The 21,218-nt window shown below is 51.7% G+C and carries 14 protein-coding genes; all 14 read left to right on the top strand.

Going from position 1 to position 21,218, the window contains the following annotated elements:
• Window positions 1–89: 89 nt before the first annotated feature.
• The 14 genes from msbA to ligA all read left to right on the top strand — a co-directional run bounded on the left by msbA (window position 90) and on the right by ligA (window position 21,195).
• The gene (gene msbA, locus ACYVJG_RS05825; protein WP_460430218.1) at window positions 90–1,850 is read left to right on the top strand and encodes a lipid A export permease/ATP-binding protein MsbA; all 1,761 of its coding nucleotides are present in this window, start codon (window positions 90–92) and stop codon (window positions 1,848–1,850) included.
• A complete protein-coding gene (locus tag ACYVJG_RS05830; RefSeq protein WP_460430219.1) occupies window positions 1,843–2,952 on the top strand; it encodes a glycosyltransferase family 4 protein in 1,110 nt (369 codons plus the stop codon). Before msbA ends, ACYVJG_RS05830 begins: the two co-directional genes overlap by 8 nt.
• On the top strand, window positions 2,949–3,773 hold the full coding sequence (locus ACYVJG_RS05835; protein ID WP_460430220.1) for a polysaccharide deacetylase family protein: 825 nt from the start codon (window positions 2,949–2,951) through the stop codon (window positions 3,771–3,773). Before ACYVJG_RS05830 ends, ACYVJG_RS05835 begins: the two co-directional genes overlap by 4 nt.
• Window positions 3,773–4,912, top strand: coding sequence for a glycosyltransferase family 9 protein (locus ACYVJG_RS05840; RefSeq protein WP_460430221.1), 1,140 nt, complete (start codon window positions 3,773–3,775; stop codon window positions 4,910–4,912). The genes ACYVJG_RS05835 and ACYVJG_RS05840 overlap by 1 nt, the downstream gene beginning before the upstream one ends.
• Window positions 4,912–6,114 carry a glycosyltransferase family 4 protein gene (locus ACYVJG_RS05845; RefSeq protein ID WP_460430222.1) on the top strand — a complete coding sequence of 401 codons (1,203 nt, stop codon included), beginning with the start codon at window positions 4,912–4,914 and terminating at the stop codon, window positions 6,112–6,114. The genes ACYVJG_RS05840 and ACYVJG_RS05845 overlap by 1 nt, the downstream gene beginning before the upstream one ends.
• Complete coding sequence (locus ACYVJG_RS05850; RefSeq protein ID WP_460430223.1) at window positions 6,111–7,217, top strand: glycosyltransferase family 9 protein; 1,107 nt, start codon at window positions 6,111–6,113, stop codon at window positions 7,215–7,217. The genes ACYVJG_RS05845 and ACYVJG_RS05850 overlap by 4 nt, the downstream gene beginning before the upstream one ends.
• Window positions 7,214–8,530 carry an O-antigen ligase family protein gene (locus tag ACYVJG_RS05855; protein WP_460430224.1) on the top strand — a complete coding sequence of 439 codons (1,317 nt, stop codon included), beginning with the start codon at window positions 7,214–7,216 and terminating at the stop codon, window positions 8,528–8,530. Before ACYVJG_RS05850 ends, ACYVJG_RS05855 begins: the two co-directional genes overlap by 4 nt.
• Before the next feature lie 27 nt (window positions 8,531–8,557).
• Complete coding sequence (locus ACYVJG_RS05860) at window positions 8,558–9,850, top strand: nucleotide sugar dehydrogenase (protein WP_460430225.1); 1,293 nt, start codon at window positions 8,558–8,560, stop codon at window positions 9,848–9,850.
• A gap of 69 nt (window positions 9,851–9,919) precedes the next feature.
• Window positions 9,920–10,954: an SDR family oxidoreductase gene (locus ACYVJG_RS05865; protein WP_460430226.1), complete on the top strand. Its 1,035-nt coding sequence runs from the start codon at window positions 9,920–9,922 to the stop codon at window positions 10,952–10,954.
• Between the two features lie 9 nt (window positions 10,955–10,963).
• A complete protein-coding gene (locus tag ACYVJG_RS05870; protein WP_460430227.1) occupies window positions 10,964–12,001 on the top strand; it encodes a glycosyltransferase family 9 protein in 1,038 nt (345 codons plus the stop codon).
• A gap of 30 nt (window positions 12,002–12,031) precedes the next feature.
• The gene (gene smc, locus ACYVJG_RS05875) at window positions 12,032–15,529 is read left to right on the top strand and encodes a chromosome segregation protein SMC (protein WP_460430228.1); all 3,498 of its coding nucleotides are present in this window, start codon (window positions 12,032–12,034) and stop codon (window positions 15,527–15,529) included.
• A 160-nt stretch (window positions 15,530–15,689) separates the two neighbouring features.
• Window positions 15,690–17,660, top strand: coding sequence for a methyl-accepting chemotaxis protein (locus ACYVJG_RS05880; protein WP_460430229.1), 1,971 nt, complete (start codon window positions 15,690–15,692; stop codon window positions 17,658–17,660).
• A gap of 95 nt (window positions 17,661–17,755) precedes the next feature.
• Window positions 17,756–19,153, top strand: coding sequence for a cell division protein ZipA C-terminal FtsZ-binding domain-containing protein (locus tag ACYVJG_RS05885; RefSeq protein ID WP_460430230.1), 1,398 nt, complete (start codon window positions 17,756–17,758; stop codon window positions 19,151–19,153).
• Window positions 19,153–21,195 (top strand): NAD-dependent DNA ligase LigA, encoded by a 2,043-nt coding sequence (ligA, locus tag ACYVJG_RS05890; protein ID WP_460430231.1) that lies wholly within the window; start codon window positions 19,153–19,155, stop codon window positions 21,193–21,195. The genes ACYVJG_RS05885 and ligA overlap by 1 nt, the downstream gene beginning before the upstream one ends.
• The last annotated feature ends 23 nt before the right edge of the window (window positions 21,196–21,218 follow it).

Here is a 21,218-nt window from a genome sequence, read left to right on the forward strand (position 1 = left end):
GCGGTATCGTTCTCATTCGTCTCAATCTGCCCTAATCCCGACATACGGGGTACAATGCGCGACCTTATCTGTTGGTCTGTCTTGTCCCCATGTCGGATTCTTCCCCTCCTCAAAGTCTGGCTTTATATCGCCGCCTGCTTGGTTATCTCAAAGACTACTGGAAAATTTTCCTGCTTTCGCTTGTCGCCATGTCAGTGGCGGCCAGCACCGAGCCTTTATTTGCCCGTTTGATGAAACCATTGATTGACGGGGGGTTTGTCGAGCGTGACCCACAAGCCATGTTATGGACACCGTTGGCGATTGTCGGATTGTTCTTATTGCGTGGTGTGGCGAGTTATATCAATGACACCACGACGACTTATCTGGCAGGGCATTTAGTGATGCGGCTGCGGGCGGAGATGTTTAGCAAATTGATGAGCCTGCCGGTCAGTTTCTACGATGACAACGCCTCAGGGCGGGTCATTTCGCGGGTGACCAATGATGTCAACCAAGTGACCGATGCCGGCTTTAACGTCATCACGGTGGTGGTCAAAGATGGCGTGACGATCTTTGGTTTACTGATTTTACTGTTTTGGACCGATTGGCAACTAACCCTCATTTGTTTAGTGATGATTCCGGTGGTGGCGGTGAGTTTGCGCTTGGTCAGTAAACGCTTGCGGCAATTAACACGGCAAAACCAGCGGCAAATTGGTGAAATGACCCAAGTGCTGGGTGAGGTGGTCGACTGTCAGCGGGTGGTGAAAGTGTATGGGGGACAGGCCCATGAAACCCAACGCTTTATGCGTGCGGCAGAAGGGTTGCGGCAAAACCAGATTAAGCAAACTTCGATTGGCTCGATGAACACGGGTATCACCCAGTTAGTGGTCTCAATTGCCTTGGCGGTGATTATCTACTTTGCCAGTGTGCGCGCCCAAAGCGGCAACTTTACCGCCGGCGACTTTATGAGTTTCTTGGCGGCCATGATTATGTTGTTCGCTCCCATTAAACGGATCACTGGGGTGAACCAATCGTTGCAACGCGGCTTGGCAGCGGCTGAAAGCGTCTTTCACTTCTTGGACATTGAGCCTGAACCAGATACAGGTAAGACACAACTTGAACGGGCACGGGGTGAAATTCAGTTTGCCGAGGTCAGCTTTGCCTATCCCAACAGCGAACGTAGCGCATTACAACAGATTAATTTAACCATCGCAGCGGGGGAAACCGTAGCGTTGGTTGGGAGTTCCGGCAGTGGTAAAACCACGTTGGTGAATCTGCTGCCGCGTTTTTATGCACCAAGCCAAGGGCACATTTTGTTAGATGGCCTTGCATTGGATACCCTGACCTTAGCGAGTCTGCGCCAACAAATCGCTCTTGTTAGCCAAGACATTGCTTTGTTTAACGATACGGTGGCGGCGAATATCGCCTATGGCTGTGTGGTACCTCCGTCACCAGAACAATTGCGCGCTGCTGCGAAAGCTGCCAATGCCCTCGAATTTATTGAAGCCATGCCACAGGGGTTTGACACTTTAATTGGTGAAAAAGGCGTGCGCTTATCCGGTGGCCAGCGCCAGCGGTTGGCAATTGCCCGTGCCATCTTGAAAGATGCGCCAATCCTGTTGCTTGATGAAGCAACCAGTGCACTCGATACCCAGTCAGAACGTTTAGTGCAAGCGGCATTAGATAATCTGATGCAACAACGCACCACGCTGGTGGTGGCTCACCGTTTATCCACGATTGAAAATGCAGATCGGATTGTGGTGATGCACCAAGGGCGGATTGCGGAAATGGGAAGCCACGCCGAACTGTTAGCCCGTGGTGGGATGTACGCCACGCTACATCGCTTGCAATTTAAGGAGCCCGTCCATGACTAAAACAACATGGACCATTTTGCACACGGAATGGTCAGACGGTTGGGGCGGACAAGAACGGCGTATTGTATCCGAAATGGCAGGGATGGCGGCGCGTGGCCATCGTATGATCTTGGCGACACGCGCACAGGCGCAGATTGTTGCCCATGCACAAGCCGCAGGGGTCGAGGTGGTGACGCTTCCCTTTCAAGGGAAATTTGAACTGGCTACCATTCGGCCTTTGATGGCTTTGATTCGGCAACAACAGGTTGATGTTGTGAATACCCACAGTGGTAAAGATAGCTGGTCGGGAGGCTTGGCGGCGTGGCGGGCTGGGTGTTGTTTGGTGCGTACTCGTCATCTCAACATTCCCTTGCGGCGGAGCTGGCACAATTTTATCCACCGCTTACCTGCTGCCATCGTGACCTGCGGCGATACCATGCGCCAACAGCTGATGAGCAATGGTTTTCCGCCGGCACAATTGGTCAATATTCCGACTGGGATTGACTTCACCGCTTTTCAACCACGCAGTGCCCGTGCTGACGTGCGGGCAGCCTTGGGAGTGAGTGACGCTGCGCCAGTTGTGTTGATGACGGGGGTGATCCGCGCAGTCAAGCGACACGAAATTGCCCTGCGTGCTTTTGCCCAAGTGCTGGCACGTTATCCACAGGCCATGTTGTTACTAGCGGGCGACGGCCCGATGCGCCGTGATATGGAAGCGTTGGTACAACAACTTGGCTTGGGACAACAGGTGCGTTTCTTAGGCCATCGTGAAGATGTACCCGATTTGATGGCGGCGGCAGATTATGCGCTATTGACGTCGCGTTCCGAAGGGGTGCCGCAAGCCGTTACCCAAGGGTTGGGTCTTGCCCTGCCAACGGTCGCCACAGCGGTGGGTGGGGTGCCTGAACTGATCCAACATGAACGCACTGGTTTGTTGGCGACGCCGGAAGATGAAAATGCCGTGGCAGAACAGCTGTTGCGTTTGTTAGCTGACCCTGCTTGGGCGCGTGAGCTTGGACGTGCCGGCCAACAGCATGTGTTACAAGAATTTAGCCTAACGGCGATGTTAGATAAAACCGAAGCCTTATACGCGCGCTTATTGGCGCAGAGGAAATCACGATGAGTGCAAAAGCGCTACCCGTGTTGATGTATCACCATGTCAGCCCCGAGCCGGGGTTGGTCACGATTTCGCCGCAACATTTTCGGGCCCAAATGCACGCCGTGGCGCGTGCTGGTTATCGCACTGTCACCGCCCAACAGCTGCAACAATTTTTAGCCGGTGGCAAGCTACCAGCCAAGTCGGTGCTGATTACTTTCGATGATGGCTATTTAGATAATTGGGTCTATGCCCATCCGGTACTCAAAGAAACCGGCTTGTCTGCCACACTGTTCACGATTACGGGTTGGATTGGCGATGGCCCAATGCGCCCTTATGCTGGTCAGCAAGCCGATCTTCCTATCACACCTTCCCATAAGGTGTGTATGAATGCAGTGCGTGAACAACGTCATGATGATGTGATGATGCGCTGGAGCGAAATTGAAGCGGCACAACGAGCAGGAACGTTTGAGTTTCATAGCCATACCCACACGCACACTCGCTGGGATAAATTATTTCCGGTGGTGGCCGAGCGGCGGCAGCGTTTAGCCGAAGATTTGGCCTTATCGCGTGAAACATTGAATGTCCGTTTGGGGTATGTCTCACGTCATCTGTGTTGGCCACAGGGATATTTTGATACCGACTATATTGCCGAAGCACAAGCCGCTGGTTTTGATCATCTTTATACCACCCAACCCGGTACTGTATTGCCGCAGGGTGATTCACTGCGTTTACCCAGAATCGTGACCAAAGATAAACCGGCACGCTGGTTATTAAACCGTTTATGGCTTTATCGTTCGCCAACCTTGAGCCGTTTATATAGCCAACGTAAAAGGGTATCGGTCTAATGCGTTGGCGTGAGCAATGGCTCTATCACTGGTTACGGTGGCGAGCACGGCATGATGTTGCAACGCCCCCCATCGCAGAATTGGGAACAACCGCAGTGGGGCGTATCTTGGTGTTGTCAAACACAGCGATTGGCGACACCTTGATGTCTTTGCCAGCCCTGCACAGCCTACGCCAAGCGTATCCACAGGCGGAAATCTGCTTGTTGGTCAATCCGCCTTACCAAACTTTGTTCTCGGTGTTAGCGCCTTCGCTAGTCAATCAAGTGGCGGCGTATGACGGGCGCTGGCGCGATTTTCGTCGTCAAGTCCGACAATGGCAGGCATGGCGCCCCGATCTGGTGGCAATTTTGCACAGCAATGAACCGCAGGCCACACCCTTGGCGTATCTGTCTGGTGCCCGCTGGCGCTTTAAATTGCCGAATACCAGTCGTTTCCGTTTTTTACTGTCCAACCGCGAGCCGGTATTAGATTGGGATGCCTTTGATCATGGCATCCAACAGCGGTTGGCCGTGGCGCAGTTAGCCGGTGGGGTACCGGTGGCGGCGCGGATGGATTTACCGTTACATCCAGACAGTGCCGCTGCTGTTGATGCGCTATTACAACAATACAGGTTGCCTTCACCCGCAACGCTCATTGGTTTTCAGCCGGGCGCTTCGACAACCAGCCGCCGGTGGCCAATTTCACGGCATATTGCAGTGGCCAAGGCGTTGTTACAACAACGGCCAGAGGTGTGGATTGCGATTACTGGATCCCCTACAGAACGCGGCTTGGCCGAGGCGATTGTGGCTGGGGTAGCGGATGCGCGGGTGTTCTCTACCGCAGGTGCGTTGCCCCTGCAACATCTACCGACTTTGGTGCAGCGGATGAAGGTGCTGTTAACCCCCGACACCGGCATTATGCATCTTGCTGTCGCTGTTGGAACGCCGGTGGTGGCGCTGTTTGCTGTATCAGATTGGCGGCGCAGTGGGCCTTATCAAGATTTAGCAAAACATCAGGTCATCCAAAAATGGCGCACCTGTCAGCCCTGTTTATCCAAGCGTTGTCCTCATCCTGAGCCGATGTGTATGGATTTGATTGCAGAACAGGAGGTGTTGCAGGCCTTACACCAAGCGCTACAACCTTCGTTGGAGCGCGGTTGATGGCAGCAGCAACACATAAAATTCTTGTGCTCGACACAGGGAAGGAATGGGGGGGCGGTACCAACAGTCTGTTAGAACTGCTTAAACGTCTCGATCGCTCACGTTTTTCCCTGCAGGCCTTGTTCTATCACAACTATCGCCAAGGGCAGGGTGACACCATCCAACAGGTGTTACAACAATGGCAAGTGCCTTGCACCATTTTGCCGCCGCTGCCGCAACCGCTGTGGGCGAAATTGGGCAAAGAAATCAGCCGTGGCGTGTTAACGCCCTTCAAAACGCAGCGGCAACACGCGGTGGCCGCGATTGAAAACCGCTGGCGTATCCAACCTCGCGCCCAACAGATTGCGACCCAACTCCGGCAAGGGGGCTTTGCTGCCCTTTATATGAACAATCAGCCAGAGTCTAATTTAGAAGGCTATTTTGCTGCTCGTCTGGCAGGTTGTGCCGTCATTCAACATTGTCGAACACGCCCAATGCTGTCTCCTGCCGCGATTCATGCAGCGAATCATGCCGATGCGATGATTGCAGTTTCGCCCAGTGTGGCAACCCATCTACAGCAATGCGGGGTGCAGGATGTCCCGATGCATGTGGTGATGAACGGGATTGATGTGCAACAGATTCCCCCCGCCTATCAAATAGCGCGCACAGCATTGGGTTTACCACGGGATTTGCCTCTCACGGTGACGGTGGCGTCGCTGCTGCCACGAAAAGGGGTGGCAGAGCTAATTCAGGCCTTAGCACTTGTCCCAGAGATGGCGCTGGCGGTGGTTGGCGATGGCCCACAGAAATCGGAGCTACAGCTGCTAGCAAAACGCAGCGGTGTTGCGGAGCGGGTGTTATGGGTCGGTTTTTCAGCAACCCCATTGCAGTGGATGGCGGCGGCTGACATCGTTGCCTTAGCCAGTGCCAGTGAAGGATTACCACGGGTGTTACTCGAAGCCATGTTATGTGCCCGTCCAGTCTTAGCATCGGCGGTCAGTGGTTCGCGTGATGTTGTTGTAGAAGGTGAAACGGGTTTGTTATTTCCTTATCAAGATACCACGGCACTGGCACACGCATGGCAACGCTTGGCAGAGGATTACCGCTTGCGTCAACAACTTGGCCAAGCTGGCGCGGTGCGCGTACGCCAACAATTTTCAATTGAACAATACGTGCAAGGGGTAGAGCAGGTGTTCGATTCGGTGTTGGGGCAAACAACATGATGTATTTGCTTTTGGCTTGGTTGTGGTGGCCACTGTGTCAGTGGTGGACACGCCGCCGCCGCGCCGCCGCTCCACAAAAGATTTTGCTGCTGCAAACTGCCAAAATTGGCGATATGGTCTGTACTCTGCCGTTAATCGCTGCCTTGGCTGAAGCGGGAAAAAACATCACGGTTTGGCACGCCGCGATGAATACGCCGTTATTACAACATGATCCTCGTATTCAACAGCGACAAATACGAGCAACCGCTGATTGGCAAGGTTGGCGCGGTAAATGGAAAATGGTGCGCGCTTTGCGACAACAGCAGTTTGATGCGGTGATTTTAGTCAGCCCGAATTTACCGTGGTTGGTGATCAGTGTGTGGGCCATGATTCCTAGGCGGTTGGCGGTCACACCCGACCGGCCAAGTCGTTCTATGCGTTGGGCGAGTGGTTTGCTTACCCATCGTTTGACGCATCAGATTGGTGCCTTGATTTTAGATGAGTGGGCTCAGCTATTGCGTGTGATAGGGTGTCAGGTACAGCCACAACAGCGGTTGCTTTATCCCGCGCCAAATGCGCGGTCTCTTTTGCCTTCGGCGTTGCAGTTACCCCCCCATATCCCTCATATTGCCTTGGGTATCAGTGCGGCCAATAAATTAAAAGAACTCGGTGCGCCCTTTTTATTACAATTAATTCCTGCCTTACAGCAGCAATATCACGCCAATATCGTCTTAATTGGCAGCGCAGCAGATCAGCCATTGGCACAACAGTTATTACAACAACTGCCTTCACCCGCTGGTGTGATTGATAGCACGGGCGCGGTGGGTTTAGATGTGCTTCCCGCCTTGTTACAACAATGTCGTGTTTATATCGGGGTGGATTCGGGGATCACTTACTTGGCGGATGCGTTGGCAGTGCCGGTGGTATCGATAGTGGGGCCTTTCGACCCACGAGAACAACGGCCATTGGGGGCTCAGGCACGATTTGTGGTCGAACGTCCCTCATGTTATCCGTGCGTTTCCATTTATCACACACCTTATCATTGTCATACTGGCACCCTTGCCTGTATTCGCCAAGTCACAGTAGAAAAGGTGGTCTCCACCGTCAGTGAGGTATGGGCATGATGCGCAATAGATTGCCGACGCTGCTGTCATTTGGTCTTTTCACCTTACTATTAGTATGGTTTTTGCCGCATACCAGTGGCTTACGCTATGGCTTAGTCGTCCTGTTATTGTTCGGTGCATTTATGGTGCCGACGGTGAGACAAACACTGCGTCGCCTATGGTATTTCCCACCTGTCTGGGGTTTATTATTGCTGTCGTTATGGTTGTTACTACAACTATTTTGGGCATGGAATCCGATTGAAACCTTGGCTGAACTCAAAGGGCAATGGTTGAAAAGTGGGGTCATGCTATTAACGGGTGCGGCAGTCGCTGCGGCATTGCAACCACGCAGTGGACAGAGTTTTCCTGCCCTACGCCGTCTCAGTGAGGCTTTGACACTGATCATGCTGCTACAACTTGCCGACTATGCGCGACTGTGGTGGACACAAGGGATTTTACCGCGTGATGCTGTGGGGCTATTTGGCTTCAAGACTGAGTTATCGTATCTCGCCAACTTATTATTTGCCATGTGTTTGGCCGAGGGTTTTTCCCGATTATGTCAGCTGCGCTCGGTGTTGCCGGTGTCACGATTACAATTGGTGATTTCAACCTTGGCCGCCATCACTTTATTGGTGGTTGCCGGTGCCCGCAACGGCATGATTGGCATGGCGTTGTTGTTACTTTCAACCGCTATTTTGGCGCTGTTTGTCTTGCCCCCAGCGATTCGGCAACGGGTCAAGTTTTGGCCGTTGTTGGTGGTTTTGGCGGTGCCGTTGATTGGTTTCTTATCATGGAAACTGGACCCTCGTTGGCAGCGTTTGGCTGAAACACTGCCTTATGCTGTCAATTCTGCCGCACATCCCAGTTGGCTAGACAGTGAGCGTTATCCTTGGCCCCGCTTATCTGACGGCGATCTTGTCGAAATTTCTGCTTATGAACGGGTGGCTTTTCTGACCGAAGGCTTGCGCTTAAGCTGGCAATATCCGGAAGGGATTGGTTTCACCCGCAAAGCGTTTTCTCATGCCGTTGAAGCCAAATTTGGCCTGCCATCACGCCATGCCCACAGTGGTATGGTGGAATGGTTGTTGGCGATGGGGTGGCTTGGCTTTGCTTTATGGTGTGCTGTGCTGCTGTGGTTAATCCAGCGTGGTTTTCACTTGTTATTGCGCCGTGGCAGTGGTTTGGGATTGTTATTAGTCTGTGTGGTCAGTGGCTTTGCCAGCCGCATGTTGATTGAAAATATCACCCGTGATTTAACGTTTGAATGGTTTATGTTGCAGCTCGGTATTTTGTGGATTTGCGTGCTGCATGAAGAACAAAAAACCTCTTTTTAGTGATTTGGTGTTTAGGAATACAAAATAATGGTGACCATTCCGCGTAAAGTATCAGTGATCGGTTTAGGATATGTTGGCTTGCCTGTGGCAGTGGCTTTTGGTCGCTATGCTCCGGTGATTGGTTTTGATATCAATGTGTTGCGATTAGAAGAGCTGACCGCTGGTTATGACCGGACGGGTGAAGTGACGGCAACCGACCTAGCCGCAGCTGATGTGACATATACCAATGATTATGAAGTATTAGCACAAGCCGATTTTCATATTGTGGCTGTTCCCACGCCAGTAGATGATGCTCACCAACCCGATTTGACGCCAGTTGAAAAAGCTTCTGAGTCAGTCGCACGCGCCTTAAAACGTGGTGATATTGTGGTCTATGAATCCACTGTTTATCCCGGTGTCACAGAAGAAATTTGTGTGCCGATTTTAGAGCGCTTATCTGGCCTACGCTGTGGGGAAGACTTTACCGTTGGCTATAGCCCAGAGCGGATTAACCCCGGTGATAAAGAACACACTTTTACCAAAATCCGTAAAGTTGTTTCGGGGCAAGATGCTGCAACTTTAGAGGTGGTTGCTGCGGTGTATGGTGCGGTGGTGGAAGCTGGCGTGTTCAAAGCCAGCAGTATTAAAGTGGCTGAGGCAGCGAAAGTCATTGAAAACACGCAGCGTGATTTGAATATCGCCTTGATGAATGAACTGGCCCTGCTGTTTGAAAAAATGGGGATTGATACCCTCGATGTGCTGCAAGCCGCTGGGACAAAATGGAATTTTCTGCCATTTAAGCCCGGTCTGGTTGGGGGGCATTGCATTGGTGTTGACCCTTACTATCTGACCTACAAAGCAGAACAACTCGGTTATAGCCCACAAGTGATTTTAGCTGGCCGCCGGATTAACGATGGCATGGGGCGTTTTATTGCCCAGCGTACGATTAAAGAGATGATTCACGCTGGCGTGAACATTTTGGGCAGTCAAGTCACGGTGTTAGGTTTGACCTTTAAAGAAAATTGTCCTGATTTGCGTAATTCACGAGTGATTGATGTGATTCAGGAGTTGCGTGAATTTGGGATTGAAGTGCAAGTCTGCGACCCACAAGCGGATGTGGCAGAGGCATTAGAAGAATACGGCATCTCGTTGGTACCGTTTGTTGAATTGAAACCAGCCGATGCGGTGATCGTCACCGTTGCACACCAACAATTCACCTCGCTGAGTATTGCGGATTATCAAAGCTTATTGCGTAGCTCACCGCCGGTGTTAATTGATGTAAAAGGCGTGGTAAATCGTGATGCCGCCCTGATGGCAGGTATGCGTTTTTGGCGTTTATAAGCGTTTTGCCCTGCTCGTTACGCAGTGAATATGTCATCATTACCGATTCGCGCAACAGGGTGAATCGGTATGACTGCTTTCCAACAATTACAACAACAGCTACAACAACATCCTCGCCATTGGTTAGTGACCGGATGTGCGGGGTTTATTGGTAGCAATCTTTTAGAAGCCTTACTGCGGCTAGGGCAGCGTGTCACAGGGCTCGATAATTTCTCTACTGGTTATCAAACTAACCTCGATGAGGTGCGTACGCTAGTTGGCGAAGCCGCATGGGCCAATTTTCATTTCATCGAAGGCGATATTCGCCATCCTGAAACCTGCCAACAAGCCGTCACAGGCGTGGACTACATATTGCATCAAGCGGCATTAGGCAGTGTGCCGCGTTCATTGGCCGACCCTTGGAACAGCCACGACAGCAACGTCAATGGCTTTTTGCAGTTGTTAATTGCCGCCCGCGATGCGGGAGTCAAACGCTTTGTCTATGCTGCTTCAAGTTCAACGTATGGCGATCATCCCGCCTTACCAAAAATAGAAGACCGTATCGGTAAACCCTTATCGCCCTACGCCGTGACCAAATATGTTGGTGAACTCTACGCCGATGTTTTTGCGCGTAGCTATGGTGTTTCCTGCGCTGGATTGCGTTATTTCAATGTTTTTGGCCCTCGCCAAAATCCACTCGGCGCGTATGCGGCAGTGATGCCACAGTGGTTTGGTGCCTTGTTAAAACATGAACCGGTCTATATCAACGGGGATGGGCACACCAGCCGCGATTTTTGTTTTATCGCGAATGCCATTCAGGCCAATCTCTTAGCGGCTACTGCCCCCTTAGCGCAAAACCATGAAGTGTTTAATGTTGCTGTGGGTGAACGCACCGATTTAAACCAACTTTATCGTTGGATTCGTGATGCTGTTGCTGTTGCCAATCCTTCTGTGCAGGAAATTGAACCGATCTATCGCGATTTCCGCGCGGGTGATGTGCAACATTCTCTGGCCGATATTTCAAAAGCCAATCAATTGTTAGGCTATCAACCGACCCACCGCGTCCCCGATGGCCTCGCTGTCGCCGCACCGTGGTACATCCAATATTGGCGCGATCAGCGTTAGGCAAAAGCAATGGAAAAAATACTGATTATCCGGCGCGATAATATCGGCGACTTAATTTTAACCACCCCTTTATTGACCGCCTTACGCCAACGCTGGCCACAAGCACGGCTGGATGCTTTAGTGAATAGCTATAACGCGCCTGTCTTGGCACGTCATCCTGCACTGAACCATGTCTATTGTTATACCAAAGGCAAACACCGCCTAGCTGGGCAATCGTTATGGGGTGCGTATTGGGGCAAGGTGCAATTATTGTGGCAGCTACGGCAAGTCGGTTACGATGCTGTTGTATTGGCACAATCGGGCTATGCCGGCCGTGCCCTTGGTTTAGCGCACTGGATTGCCCCCGGTAAAACCCTTGGTTTTGCCAGCTCACAACCTGATCGCCGGTTGAGCACTGCCCTTCCCGTCCCAACCGAGCCTTGCCATCACGTCGAAGCGTTATGGCCTTTGGCGCAGGCGTTAGGCGTGACCACGCCGCCGGATAAAACCACCCTCTACCCCGATCCTGCTTTAGTCACGGCATATCAAAAAACCTTGTTCACTGGTTATGACGCCCAACGGCCGGTTGTTGGGGTACACATCAGCGCCCGTAAGCCAAGCCAGCGTTGGCCGGTCAAGCATTTCATCGAGCTCATTACTTCATTGTGTGTTGAACATGAAGTTGCGGTGCATTTATTTTGGTCACCCGGCAGCAACCAAGATAAGCGGCATCCGGGGGACGATGATAAGGCACGGCAAATTTTAGATGCGGTGAGCGAACTACCCGTTCGGGCTTGCCCAACCCAACATCTGGAACAGTTATTTGCTGGCATGGCGTTATGTGACAGCGTAATTTGCAGCGATGGCGGGGCGATGCACGTGGCGGCGGCATTGGATAAACCGATTGTGTGTTTCTTTGGCCAAAGTGATGTGACCCACTGGCGGCCGTGGAAAGTGCCTCATCGGGTGTTACAGGCTTCTTCACATGAGGCGCAGGATATTCCGGTGGCGATGTGTTTGTCGGCTTGGCGACAGTTGATGCCGTCTTTGGCTGAGACTGCGGCATAATGGCCGACTTTTTGTTGTGAGCGTGTTGCTGTGCGTCTAACCCATATTAAGCTGGCTGGTTTTAAATCTTTTGTTGACCCCACGACCATTCCGATACCGGGACAACTGGTTGCGGTAGTGGGGCCGAATGGCTGCGGTAAATCGAATGTGATTGATGCGGTGCGCTGGGTATTGGGCGAATCTTCGGCCAAACAACTGCGCGGCGAATCGATGCAGGATGTGATTTTCAATGGCTCAGGCCAACGCAAACCTGCCAGCCGCGCTTCAGTAGAATTGGTGTTTGATAACAGCGAAGGCCGCGCCGCAGGGGCATGGAACCAGTACAGTGAAATCTCGATTAAACGGGTTTTAACGCGGCAAGGGGATTCCAGTTATTGGATTAACCAACAACAAGTGCGGCGGCGTGATATCGCCGATTTATTTTTAGGAACGGGAGTCGGGACGCGTGGTTATGCGGTGATCGAACAAGGCATGATCTCGCGCATTATCGAAGCCCGCCCAGAAGAATTACGTGCCTATTTAGAAGAGGCCGCTGGGGTTTCTAAATATAAAGAACGACGTCGCGAGACCGAACACCGTCTGGCCGATACCCGTGACAACCTCGCACGGGTGGAGGACATTCGCAGCGAATTGCAGCAACAAATTGATAAATTGCAGCAACAAGCGGCTGTAGCGAGTGAATATCAAACCCTCAGACAAACCCTCAGTGAAAAGCAAAACTTATTGGCCCTCTTACGCAAACGTGAGGCACAACAACAAGAAGCGCAGGCACGGGCCCAATTAGCACAACTCGAAACTGAACAAGAAAGCTGGCAAACCCAAATCACCACGTGTGAACAAGGGTTGGTTGAGGTGCGTGAGGCGCATTTTGCGGCGAATGATGAATTAGCACAGCAACAGCAATTGCTCGCTGAACGCACTGCCGCCCAAGCACGGCTAGAAGAGCAGTTGCGCTATCAACGTGAGATGCAACAACGGTTACAGCATGATGCCACCCATCTGGCAAATGAGATTGCCGAGCTAGAACAGCAACAAGAGGCTTTGTTGCCACAGCTGGAAGAAGCGCAATGGCAATCGGATTTAGCACAAGAACAATTAGGGCAATGGCTGGAACAAGAGGGGGAAGACAATGACCACTTGCCACAAGCAGAGCAAGCCTTTCAACAACTCGATCAAGCATGGCAACAACAACAACGGCAATATCACGATGTATTGCGTCAGCGTGATTTAAGTCAACAACGGCAACAGCACTTACAGCAGAGCCTGCAACAGCTACAGCAACGCCTACAACAGCTGACACACAGCCAAGACAACAGCGCACTACAAGAACAACAACAGGCTTGGCAACAAGCAGAAGAGACGCGGCAACAGTGTCAAATTGCACTGGAGACGCTGACAGAACAATTACAGTACGATGAAGCGCAGTATCAGCAGCAACAACAGCGCTTGCAACAACAGCAACAGCAGCTTACAGCCCAACATGCGGCATGGGTGGCGGCTGAAGCCAAAGCAGAAGCACTCGCCGCTTTATTAACCCAGCCTTCATCACAAGAAGAAACAACATGGCTGGTTGATCAGGGATTGGCGCAGTCACCGCTGTTGCACCAATCTTTGCAATGTTCACCCACTTGGCAAGTGGCACTTGAAGCCATTTTACAAGCTGCTATCAATGGCCGAATCAGCCCTATTCGTCCGACTTCAGCTCCACCGATGGCGTTACGCGTGTTACACCCTGTAGCCCCTGACGCTGTGGTCGATACGACACCAACGTTGCCGCTGCCCTGTTTATTGGATCAGGTGCAACCTACACACACTGTGGTTTTACCTTGGTTGCACAGTGTGTTGGGCCAAGTATTTTGTGTGGAAAGCTTGGCTGAGGTGTATCAATGGCAGGGACAGCTGCGAGATGGCCAGCGGGTGATTTGTCGTGAAGGGCATTGGGCCGATGTCTATGGTGTGCAGTTTTATGCGGGCAGTGTCGATAGCAGTGTTTTATATCGACAACAACAATGGCAACAGGCGGAACAAGAAAAACAAGATCTACAACCGCAATGGCAACACAGCCAAGCCGAAGTCACCGCGAGTGAAACGGCCTTACAGACGTTAGCCGATCAACTCAGCCAGCTACGGCAGCAATATAAGCAACAACACACCGCGTTACACCAAGCTGAATTGGCGGTACAAAAACAGCAGCATCTCTATGCTTCTCTACAGACCGAACAACGGCGAGCAGAAGAACAGCAATTCGCTCTACAAGAGCAATATGCTTCGGCACAAGAAGATTTGCACTATGCTGAGGTGGAGTTAGAAGAACGAGCTACCCAGCTTGAAGAATTGGCTGATGTCAACGAAAGCTTGCGTATTCAACGGCTTGATGCAGAGACTGGCTTGCAACTTGCTAGGCAACGACAGCGAGAGCAAGAAAAGGCCATCCAACAGGCACGGTTTGTGCTGCAACAAGCCGAACAACGGACGGCAGAATTACAACGTCGCCAGCACGACTTACAACAACGCTTACAACAAGCACGCGACCGTCAACAACAGCGTATCAGCGAGTCGGCACGTTTTGATGAAGAAGCATTGTTATGGCAAGTAGAAGAAGCGGTGTTGGCGCGGGAAAACTGCTTACTTGCCGTACAACAGGTGCGGGATGCGGTGAATGGATGGCAAGAAAAACTGCGCCAATTAGAACAACAACGGCAACAGGCAGAACATCATTTAGGGCCAATCCGCGACAGCATCAGCCAAACACTGTTAAAAATCCAAGAAGCACAACTGGCTATGCTGCGTTTTAGCCAAGAATTATTTGATGCCGAGGCCGATGAAGAAGCGTTGTTAGCGCAATTGCCCGAAAAACAAAAAGCGTCGTCTTTGCAAACGGAAATCTCACGGTTAGCTGCATCGATTCAGCAGCTAGGCGCGGTCAATTTGGCCGCACTGGAAGAATTGCAAGCCGCTCAACAACGGCAAACCTATTTGCAAACACAAGCCGATGATTTGCAACAGGCCATGGCGTTATTACACGATGCGATTGCCAAAATTGATGCGGAAACGCGTGAGCGTTTACACGACACTTTCCAACAGGTGAATGCTTCGATGGCGGAGCTATTTCCACTGCTGTTTGGCGGTGGTCGGGCAGAATTGGTGTTGACCGAAGGCGATGTATTGCAAGCTGGGGTGCAAATTATTGCCCAGCCGCCCGGCAAGAAAAATGCCACCATTCATCTGTTATCGGGCGGAGAAAAGGCTTTAACGGCAATGAGCTTGGTCTTTTCATTGTTCCGCCTGAATCCAGCCCCATTTTGTTTATTGGATGAGGTTGATGCACCATTGGACGATGCCAATACAGGGCGTTTTTGTGATTTGGTTAAGATGATGGCAGAGCGAACACAGTTTTTATATATTAGTCATAATCGTTTGACAATGGAGATGGCGAGTCAACTCATTGGGGTTACGATGCAAGAACAAGGGGTTAGCCGTGTGGTGGCGGTGGATATTATTGAAGCCTTGCATTTACGTGAACAGTGACTTTTATATTTTTTATTTTTTTTGCAAATTGTCAAAGCAGACTGCTGGCTAACAGTGGCAGTCTTACAAGTACCTTAAATAAGGTAACGCAGGGGATGCTGGTAAATCGACTTGAATCGGTTTGCCAGTTTTAGGTGACAGCGGTTGCGGAAAGGATTCCATGTTTGCTGCCTTATCAATTCGCACACGACTGGTGTTATTGGTCTTGGTGCCGTTATGTGCTGTGCTGGGCTATGCCTCGCATTTAGGGTGGCGTGATTGGCGTGAAGCAAGTGCTCTGTCAGAGTCGGCACAGTTAATCGTTTTTGCGGGGTTGGCGGGCGATTTAATGCATACCTTACAAGCCGAACGTGGTTTGTCGGTGGGGTTGCTGTCTGATCCTAAATCGCGCCAGCCGATTGAAGCGGCACGACCTATCGCTGAACAAAGCCGACAGGCTTTATTACAAGCCAGTCAACAACTGCAATTACCCCCCGTTCTCGCAGACCGCGTGCGCGAACTTGAACAACATTTAGCGGGATTACAAGGGCTGCGGCAACGCTTAGATCAAGGTCAAGCTGCTGAAAAAGAGTTAGTCGAAGGCTTTGCCCGTCCAATTGATGCCTCGTTTGCCATCATCAGCAGCTTAATTCAGATGCAAACCGATGCTGAGTTGGCGCGTGAAACAGCTTCCTTACAAGCGTTATTGTGTGAGAAAGAATTTGCAGGTCGGGAACGTGCCGAGGTCTATGCCGCTTTAAGTCGTGGCATGTTAAATGATGCGGTAAAACGCAATGTGATGGTGCGTGCGGGGCAACAATCAAGTTGCCTAGAAACTTTTGAGCGTTTAGCCACGCCGGTGATGGTTGAAGTCTATCGCGCCATTCGGGCTTCAGATGATTACGCCAATATCCCTACGTTGCGTGAAAAACTTTTGGAAAGCACCGAGCCGTTGGCCTTGGTATCGGCACCACGTTGGTTTGAGTTGGCCTCTTTCCGCATTGACGCGATGAAAGGGATGCAAGATACGCTGTTTTATGCGATGAAAGATGAGGCAGAACGGCGTGCGGCAGCAGCTGCACTGACCTTTAAAATTGCGCTTGGTGTGGCGGTGTTGGTGTTGGGGATGGTGTTGTTATTGTCCCGTTTTACTTCGAATAGTATTTTGAAACCTGTGCGTAAATTACACCGCACGATGGATCAGATGGGGCAAAGCCTCGATTTGACTGCCCGCACTGGGATTAAAGGGGAACATGAGGTTGCACAGATGGCACAGGCTTTCGACCGCTTAGTGGAAACCTTTGCCACTGTTTTGCGTGAGGTGAATACCAATGCGCATCAGCTAGGCGCTGCTGCATCGACGTTAGCTCAAGGAACCGATACCGCTGCACAAGCGATTGTGGAGCAGACCCATGCCTCCTCAGAAATTGCAACGGCGACGCAACAAATGAGCCAAGCCATGCGACAAGTCAGCGACGATGCCAGCGCTTCCGAAGGTAATGCCCAGCGAGCTTGCCATTTAGCGGATGAAGGGGTTGATGCGATGCAGCAGACGGCGAATGAAATCAGCCTGACAGCAAAAAGTATCACCGTTTCTGCTGGGCGGATTGATAGCCTCAATGCGCGCTCGCAAGCCGTGGGGCATATTGTGGCCTCGGTGCAAGAGATTGCCGAACAGACCAATTTATTGGCTTTGAATGCTGCTATCGAGGCTGCTCGGGCGGGTGAGCAAGGCCGTGGTTTTGCGGTGGTGGCAGATGAGGTGCGTAAATTGGCGGAACGTACTGCCAGCGCCACCCAAGAAATCACTCAACTACTCGGTGCCATTCGTCAAGATACCAGCTCGGCTGCAACCGATATGCAAACCGCCAGTGAACAGATGGAACATGGTTTGCGTTTGTTAGCGAATACAGCTCAAACCTTGTCGCATATTCGGCAAGGTGCTGCCAGTACCTTAGAAAAAGCCAGCCGTATTCATCAAACTGTCGCTGAACAAGGGCAAGCTAGTCAGAATATTGCCCATCATGCCGAACACATTGCAAGCCGTGTGCGCGATAGCGCCAGCAATATCGAACAAACCGCAGAAGTCGCTACAGCGTTGCAATCTTCTGCGCGTGATTTGACTTCGCTGGTAGAGCGGTTTCGCGTCTAGGTGTGCCGTTTTTTGTCAACAGCGTTGCGGCGCGCAGGCATTGCAGTTTTGGTTATAATGGCAGCTTATTCTGAATAAAGCGGGAAGCCTTACGCATGAGCGAATTGCAGATTGCTGTGGCCGTAGTCGGCGTGCTGCTGATTGTGTTGGTGGTTGGTTACAATGTATTCCAAGAATGGCGCTATCGCCGCAAAACACGTGATGTCTTTTCACAAGACCAAAAGACCGATGTGTTAGTGGATTCGCCATTGCCCGAAGTGCGGGATGGACGACCAGACCGACTAGAGCCGATTATTCTAGCGACGGAACCGCCATTAAGAACCGTTGCTCCCCTCACCGTGCCGCCGGCAAATGAGCCGCCTTCTAGCTTCAAACTCACCCCAGCCGTTGAGTTGGGCGAGCCATCTGAGACCATCACGCCGGTACGAGAACGCGCCGCTGAGTTGGTATTTTCTGCTGAAGATGCGCCTTCCCTTGCTGAAACTGATGCGCGACAGCCAGCTAAAGCGACTGATGAGCCTTCCCCACGGATTGAACCAAATTTAACCGCTGCCGCTCCGCCAGTTGACGAGATCACCGCTGAGCCTGCATCACAGCAAGAACCCTTGTTCAGGGCACCCCCTGCTGAACTGGATGCAGATGACAACATCGAAGTGCATACGCCACCAGTGGCCGAAATTGACCTGCTGTCTGATCAGCAAGCGATTGTGCGCGCCATGCTTGATCCAAACCTCGACTTTATCGCCGAGGTACGTTTCTCTGAGATGACCGATCTCCCCACTTTGCCGCGCTTTATCGCGCCAAAACGGGTACAGATTTTGGCCTGCACTGCGGCTGGACGCTGGCAAGTGTACGAACCCAACAGCGACGTTCGTTATCGTGCCCTTGATGTTGGCTTGCAAATGGTTGATCGCAATGGCGTGTTGGATGATCGCGAACTCGAAGCCTTTTGTGAGCAGCTAAGAAGCTTCGCCACCCAATTTGGTGCGGCGGTGCAGTTCCCCCAGCCTTCACAACAATTGGCTGCGGCGCGTGATTTAGATCGTTTCTGTGCCGAAATTGATGTGATGATTGGTCTGAACGTCTTTTTGCGGGCCCCCGTTTCTGCCAGCCAAATCATCGAATTTATCGAACGCTTTGGCCTAGAGCTGCATCCAGATGGCCGTTATCACTGCGTGTCTGATTCCGGCAACAGCTTATATAGCTTGGGCGCTTTTGATGAAGAGCCGCTAGAAGGCGAGAATGTCGAAGCCTTGACGCTTCTCTTTGATGTGCCTCGGGTAGCGGGGGGTACTGAAGTCTTTGAACGGGCAGTGCAATTTGCTCGTGAATTGGCCCGTACGTTCAATGGTCACTTGGTAGATGATAACCAGCGGACGCTCTCCGAAACCGGCATCGATACCATTTGCCGTCAACTCGACCAAATCTATACCCGTATGGATGATCGGGGCGTCGCCCCTGGCTCTGTCGCCGCCTTACGTTTGTTTGCATAATGTCTGATCTCTCGCCTCAACAGGAGCTGGCCACGTTGCGTGACCAGCTCCACCGCTATGCCTATCAATACTATGTGTTGGACAATCCAACCATTCCTGACAGTGAATACGACCGCTTATTTCAACGTCTGCTCACATTAGAAGCCGAACACCCCGAGTTAAAAACAGCCGATTCTCCCTCGATGCGGGTAGGCGGTGCGCCGCTGCCTGAGCTAAAAACGGTTGAACACACTGTTCCGATGTTGTCGTTGAACAATGTGTTTTCTCAAGCAGAATTAGACGCTTTTGATGTGCGGGTGAGTACACTTTTGCAAAAACAAGGTGTCGCTGTCTCGACATTGACCTATTGTGTTGAGCCTAAATTTGATGGCTTGGCGGTCAGTTTACTCTATCAAAACGGCGTGCTGGTGCAAGGGGCAACCCGTGGCGATGGTCAACGCGGCGAAGATGTGACCGAGAACTTACGCACCATTCGTTCCTTGCCACTCCGGTTGCCTCCAACGGCACCGACATTATTGGAGGTGCGCGGTGAAGTGTTGATGTTGAAACACGATTTTGCGCGCCTGAATGTCGAACAACTGGCCCGTGGTCAAAAAACTTTTATCAATCCCCGTAACGCGGCAGCAGGGAGTTTGCGGCAGCTAGATTCAAAAATGACGGCACAACGCCGTCTGAGCTTTTTTGCCTATGGTATCGCCCGCTTAGAAGGCGACACGATGCCAGAAACACATGAGCAGGCGTTACAACAACTGCGCCAGTGGGGATTTCCCATTTGTGAGCATGTGCAATGTGTTCAAGGTGCCGCTGGTTTGTGGCAAGCCTATCAACAGATTGAACAACAACGCGATAGCCTCCCTTATGAACTGGATGGGGTGGTGTATAAAGTCAATGATTTTGCCTTACAACACCAGCTGGGCTTTGTTTCTCGTGCACCCCGTTTTGCGGTGGCACATAAATTCCCTGCACAGGAAGCCTTAACCGAAGTTGAAGCGATTGAGATTCAAGTTGGACGCACTGGGGCACTCACGCCAGTTGCACGACTTAAGCCCGTTTTTGTTGGTGGTGTGACGGTGACCAATGCCACCTTGCATAACGAAGATGAAGTGTTACGCAAAGATGTGCGGGTGGGTGATACGGTCATTGTCCGGCGTGCGGGGGATGTCATTCCTGAAGTGGTGGCGGTGGTGCTCGAACGGCGGCCAGACTTCGCACAACAAGACAGCGCGCGTTTTCATCTGCCGACGGTTTGCCCTGTGTGTGGCAGTCATGTGGTGCGTGAAGCACAAGAAGCCATTGCCCGTTGTTCTGGCGGTTTGGTGTGTTCGGCCCAGCGTAAACAAGCCTTGCTGCATTTTGCTGCCCGTCGTGCCATGGATATTGAGGGATTGGGCGATAAATTAGTGGATCTCTTGGTTGAGAAAGACTGGGTGAGAACACCGGCAGATCTCTACCAATTGACCGAGGCACAACTGGCTACGCTACCGCGTATGGCAGAAAAATCGGCACAAAATCTATGTGCCGCGATTGCGAAAAGTAAACACACCACTTTGCCCCGCTTTTTATTTGCCTTGGGAATTCGCAATGTGGGGGAAGCGACAGCACGAGATTTGGCGCTGCATTTTACCTCGCTGACTGCGCTACACAATGCCACCACCGAGGCATTATTACAGGTCCCCGATGTCGGGCCGATTGTGGCGCAATCGGTGTGTGATTTCTTTGCCGAGCCCCATAACCAAGCGGTGATCGCACAATTGTTGGCGGCGGGGGTGCAATGGCCTGATTGTGCCGCACCTGAACCGTCGGCTGCTACTTCGATATTGGCCGCTAAAACAGTGGTATTAACTGGCACGTTGACGACATTAAGCCGCGATGAAGCGAAACAACGTTTGCTGGCGATGGGCGCAAAAGTGGCGGGTAGTGTGTCGAAAAAAACCGATTATGTGGTGGCTGGAGAGGCTGCTGGGAGTAAGTTAGATAAAGCCATGTCCTTGGGCATTCCCGTATTATCCGAGGCAGAGTTTTTAGCGTTGTTAGTCAACTAGTTGAATGTAAAACTGTTTTTCGT

This window comes from Aquaspirillum soli (genome assembly GCF_054781915.1).